Annotated in this window: 6 protein-coding genes; 2 read left to right on the top strand and 4 right to left on the bottom strand. The window is 47.2% G+C overall.

The features are described from left to right. Positions 1-283: 283 nt before the first annotated feature. Positions 284-1201, bottom strand: coding sequence for a hypothetical protein (locus GF617_RS26440; protein ID WP_203452756.1), 918 nt, complete (start codon positions 1199-1201; stop codon positions 284-286). A gap of 57 nt (positions 1202-1258) precedes the next feature. On the opposite strand from GF617_RS26440, the gene GF617_RS26445 reads away from it, so the two are divergent. Beyond that, positions 1259-1480 carry a hypothetical protein gene (locus tag GF617_RS26445; protein WP_203452757.1) on the top strand — a complete coding sequence of 74 codons (222 nt, stop codon included), beginning with the start codon at positions 1259-1261 and terminating at the stop codon, positions 1478-1480. Here the strand turns inward: GF617_RS26445 and GF617_RS26450 are convergent. Continuing rightward, complete coding sequence (locus GF617_RS26450; protein WP_203452758.1) at positions 1477-2061, bottom strand: hypothetical protein; 585 nt, start codon at positions 2059-2061, stop codon at positions 1477-1479. The two genes, GF617_RS26445 and GF617_RS26450, sit on opposite strands and share 4 nt — an antisense overlap. 129 nt (positions 2062-2190) lie before the next feature. On the opposite strand from GF617_RS26450, the gene GF617_RS27615 reads away from it, so the two are divergent. Continuing rightward, complete coding sequence (locus GF617_RS27615) at positions 2191-2568, top strand: helix-turn-helix domain-containing protein (RefSeq protein ID WP_375291256.1); 378 nt, start codon at positions 2191-2193, stop codon at positions 2566-2568. Between the two features lie 23 nt (positions 2569-2591). On the opposite strand, the gene GF617_RS26455 is transcribed toward GF617_RS27615, so the two are convergent. Together GF617_RS26455 and GF617_RS26460 are read right to left on the bottom strand one after the other, a co-directional pair. Next, entirely contained in the window at positions 2592-3068 is a 477-nt protein-coding gene (locus GF617_RS26455) for a hypothetical protein (RefSeq protein WP_203452759.1), read from the bottom strand. A gap of 517 nt (positions 3069-3585) precedes the next feature. Continuing rightward, positions 3586-4206 carry a recombinase family protein gene (locus GF617_RS26460; protein WP_203452760.1) on the bottom strand — a complete coding sequence of 207 codons (621 nt, stop codon included), beginning with the start codon at positions 4204-4206 and terminating at the stop codon, positions 3586-3588. Between the last annotated feature and the right edge of the window lie 428 nt (positions 4207-4634).

Genomic DNA, 4634 nt, shown 5'->3' on the forward strand with positions numbered 1-4634 from the left:
GTGATTCCCGGACTTGTTGGTTCTGTGAGGCTTTTGGCTGGATTAATGGCGATGAGTTAGGCCAGATTTTATCTCATGGCTGGAATTGTTGATTTGCTTACCGTCTAGGTAAATACGATGAAGAGAAACCACCTAAGAAGATAGAAGGCAAGTTAATAATTAATAAGGGGTAAATATCTATATAAGGGGCTTGAGGGGACGTTTGAAAGGTTACAACGTTTGAGCACCCCAAAAACCGTAGTGCATCAACATTTCGTTGTAACTTTTCATGTAACTTTTAGCGTTATAGGCCGTATTTGCTGGGGCTGCGACGGGTTACGAACAGTCGATCGGTTGCCGTGAATGGGATATTCAGTGTTGTCATTATGTCAGACAGCTCTTTTAGACGTTGTTTTTCTCGTTTTAGCAGACAGGAACAGCCATTTTTTGCCGGGTCGTAGGCCGCTTTTGATGATTCCCCTGTAATTACCCGCTCCGTTGTTGACCTGATCTTGCTGGCAACCCGGATGCAGTGGGCATAATAGTGTTCGATTGAGCGTGGTTCGCCGATGCCTTCAAGACATTTAAGCCAGTCGTCTTGGTGTTTGTGCTTCACACGGATGAGTGTCAGCGTCTTTTCATGCTTTCTGAACCATCTGTCACGTTCTTCATCCCTTTCTCGCTGTCGTTTCTCTGCATGGAACAATTCATCAAACTCAATCACGTATGATTTTGGCTCGCCGTTACGCGTCATTCCTTCGATCGTCACAAGGAAATCTACGCGGTATCTCCTGCCGTTGAAATGCTTCTGCGGGGTGACGGTGAAGGGTCTGCCACTGGTTTTAAGAACTCCGATGAGCAATCTGCCGAATACGGCTTCATGCTTACTTCTTCCGGATATAACCGGGAGTTTTACCCCGGTTTTATCTTCGATTTCGTTGATGAGGTCACCGTTCTGGTAGCTATCAGGGCTGTTTGATAGCAATGCCAGTGCGTCAAATGCCGAAATCCAGTCTGTATGGTGATCCCATTCCCCTGAAATTAGCTCTGGTGTGCAGGTTTCTTGCTGTTCGGTTGGGGCCCCCAGAAGATTCGTCAGTGCAGCTTGGAACCATTGGGCGGGTCTTTTCCTCTGTCGTTCTGGGAGTTTGTCGATGAGATATGGCAGGAATACTTCGTATGTCCGACCATTTGTTCTTAGTGCCGTTGGTTTTAGTAACAAGTATCCTCCTGTATTTTTTCATAAATATAATAACAACAACCCCTTAAGGAGAATTTTATGAGTATAAGTAATGATATTTGGCAAGACATACAATCTGGAGCGTTAGAGCCATTTTGCCGTGATGGACTTTTCCCACCGCAGCAAACATTTTCACGAGTGTTCTGGACTCAGTATGTCGATGACGGCAATGCTGAATGGGAGGACTATCGACCAGCGTTAGATGAACTGGTCGTTAGTGGTCATCTCAAACATAGCCCTAACGGCTGGTACGTGTTTTAGCATCTCATTTGCTGTAATTCGTAGCTCATTTTCTTAAGTTGATTTACGTATTGCCAAGGTGCTGGTTTCCCTTCCAACCGTTCTAGAGCTTGATAAATCCACGCCGTCAAGTTGCTGATGATGATTGCCGCTTTTCGTGGGTCGATGCTGGGGATTAGCACTTTTACGCACCACGTTGGGCTGCTAGCCAGGTTTGACGCTACGTCTATCAGTTGCGGGTCAACGTCAGTAAACCGCCGTTCGCCGATCATCATTCTGCGAGCCAGCTCGATGACCGTTGGGTGGTCTTGCAGGTATGCCATGTAGAAGCCTTTCGTTGCGGGTGCTTCTGTTCTGACAAAGGCTTTATCTTCGGTGTTCAGGCGAGACATATGCCCCTCAATGAATAACATGGCTTCGCAGAACCTTTTGGCCTCTTTCGGGCGTAGTGAGTCCATTAAATAGGCGATTGATGGTTCTGTCATGAGTCCTTTTCGGTTGAGAGTTTTTGTCAGTATGATTCCGCGATTTGCCCGGATACATCTACACGTTTTTTCCAGCACATCTAACACTTGCAGTGCTCTGGTGTAATTCTCGTACATTTGACCTCCTGCTATCTGGTTTTAGTTGTCTCTATGGATTGATATTAGCCGTATTTGCTGGAGATATAGCGGTGTGACATAGTGTGATCATGTCACTTACGATCACACTATTAATTCAGGTGGTGTCACATGGCGAGTCATAGTGTCACTGAGGCTGCAAAGTTAGCGGGTGTCACGCGACGGACAATCTATCGGCACATTAAGGCTGGCAAGCTTTCCGCTAGTGTGACAAGCAGTGACAATACGGTTATTGAAACCAGCGAATTACTCCGTGTTTATGGCGTGTTGTCACAGCCTGAACCTGAGGTGGTATCCACTGGATCACACGAAAATCAGCCTGAATATGTCACACTTTTGTTGGCTGAGATGTCACAACTTCGGGAGCAGATTAGTACGTTGACGAGTAAGGTTGATGAGCTTCAAGGACAACTTGCCCTACCATCTCCTAGAAAGACTGAACAGAGTGTCTTTGAGTGGGTTAGTGAGCGGCGGAAGATGAAGGGCTGAGAGTCAGCCCTTGGCTTAGTCGATTAGGCAAATGAAGAAATCATGTTGAAGAAGTTTTCTTCGTTGAATTCGATGCGTTTAGCTGGGCTATTAGTACTTTTGCCATAAACAATAACCCATCCAGTGATTTCGCTTATCGTGTCTTTCCAGTGAATCGAGAAATTATAGGTGCGAGGTGAACTGTTCGGGTTCTCAATCGCCACAGCCAAGCTGCCTGTTACTCCGTAGAAGTAAAAACCATCTGGAATAATAGATAGTGTTTTATCACCGTTATGTAATGTTAGCGTTGTTACTTCAATGCTTTTATTACTTTCTGTTATCTGCGTTGTTGAGGTTGTTGCTTGTACTGGGGTGCCGTCAAACCAACCTTTTATTTCTGTAAGAAGAACATATGTTTCTCGCTGAAATGCACTTACTTCTTGCTTGAATGCATCGTCTGCTGCCTTTTTTTTACTCGCATTATCTTCTATTTTCTGGAAAAACGAGTCTTTTGCCGACATTTTGAAATCCTCTTTCTTTGTGGATGTTGGTATCTGATTGGTTGTTTCAAGAGCTCAACGGTAGCGTATGGCAATAAACTGCCTAATGCCCCCGTGGTGGGTATATCAGAAAACGGGAGCGGAGCGACCAGCGTCTGGCCGTTCTTAACATTCTAATTGTGTGGGTGGCGAGCCAGACCGTAGCAATATCACGTCACCGCAACTACTTCCTTGATTCTCACTTTATCAGGTGCTTGTTATCGTACAGCGAGACGGGGCAGAGCCAGCTTCTTTCCCGAGCTGGTTAGGATCCCACCATTCGCCTGTTTATCCTGCCGGAGTCCGGGGCGTAGACCTGAGTTTCAAGGGTGCAGATGTGGGTTTAATGTCGTTGAATGGTATTAAGCTGGTAGTGACATCGCTAGCCAGCCCTGCTAGGATTAGATTGTCGAGGTCTGATCCTGGCAGGCATCTGCAAGAATTAGAGTACCGAAGCCCTGTGATTCTGTCACGGGGCTTTTGTACATTTGGGGTTTGATCATCCCATTGTTTTCTCAGCATTCAGTGCATTCCTTACCGTTCCCACTGCACAGCCCAGCATCTTAGCCACCTTTCTTTGTGAGTTTCCCTGAGCAATCAGCGTTCGGATATGCTCATGTTTTTCTAGGTCAGGTTGTCGGCCTTTGTAGAGTCCCATTTCTTTTGCCTTCTCAATGCCCTGAGTCTGACGGCGGCGGCGGTCGGTGTAGTCCTTGCGGGCTATGGCGGCGAGCATGTCCAACATCATCCCATTGATGGCATTCATCATCGAAAGCATGAACTCATCGTTCCCGGATTGCAGTTGCAGGTAGCTGGTTGGCAGATCTAGAGCGACTATCCTGATTCCCTTGCTCTGAATGACACCACGGAGGCGTTCCCAATCATCAGCATCGAGGCGACTCAGGCGGTCTATTTGTTCAACCAGCAGAATGTCACCAGCCTGAGCTACTGCCAGAAGCCGGAACAGTTCTGGACGCTGTAGCGATGCCCCAGAGACGTTCTCGATGAAGCTTGCCGCAATGGTGAGCCCATGTTCTTCCGCAAAGGTGTGCAGTGATTGTGATGCACGGGCAGCGTCTTGTTCGACTGTGGATGCCCGGAGGTAGGCGTACGTTCTCATGTAATCCTCTGTGTCAGTTTGGTGTATCACTATGGTAGTGGTGCATTTTGAGTTATCGGCGGGGTCTAAATGTACCGGTTTTTTAGGTGGGCAGGCCGCTATAGCTGAGGTATACCCATAATGAACGGGTTAGATAGTGCCGGACAGCCCGTCGATGATGGCTGCAAGGAATGCCGTCGCAGCTGCTATGAGTGCCTGCCTGAATAACGTCATGAATCGCATTTTGAGAGCCTCTAAGGTGTGCGTGTGGGTTTGGGTGTGAATCTTTTACTCATCGCCTTACAGTGCGTCTGACGGCTTGTGATGAGTGTTTTATGGGTGAGTCTCGTTTGGTATGAAATTCTGATACCCGTGATTCCCGGACTTGTTGGTTCTGTGAGGCTTTTGGCTGGATTAATGGCGATGAGTTAGGCCAGATTTTATCTCAT

Origin of the sequence: Lelliottia sp. RWM.1 (assembly GCF_016859735.1) — a bacterium.
GTDB lineage: Bacteria > Pseudomonadota > Gammaproteobacteria > Enterobacterales > Enterobacteriaceae > Enterobacter.

What these genes read in the sequence shown, in the direction of transcription:
- GF617_RS26445 (WP_203452757.1), top strand. Translation starts at nt 1,259, where the DNA reads ATGAGTATAAGTAATGATATTTGGCAAGACATACAATCTGGAGCGTTA.
- GF617_RS26450 (WP_203452758.1), bottom strand. Translation starts at nt 2,061, where the DNA reads ATGTACGAGAATTACACCAGAGCACTGCAAGTGTTAGATGTGCTGGAA.
- GF617_RS27615 (WP_375291256.1), top strand. Translation starts at nt 2,191, where the DNA reads ATGGCGAGTCATAGTGTCACTGAGGCTGCAAAGTTAGCGGGTGTCACG.
- GF617_RS26455 (WP_203452759.1), bottom strand. Translation starts at nt 3,068, where the DNA reads ATGTCGGCAAAAGACTCGTTTTTCCAGAAAATAGAAGATAATGCGAGT.
- GF617_RS26460 (WP_203452760.1), bottom strand. Translation starts at nt 4,206, where the DNA reads ATGAGAACGTACGCCTACCTCCGGGCATCCACAGTCGAACAAGACGCT.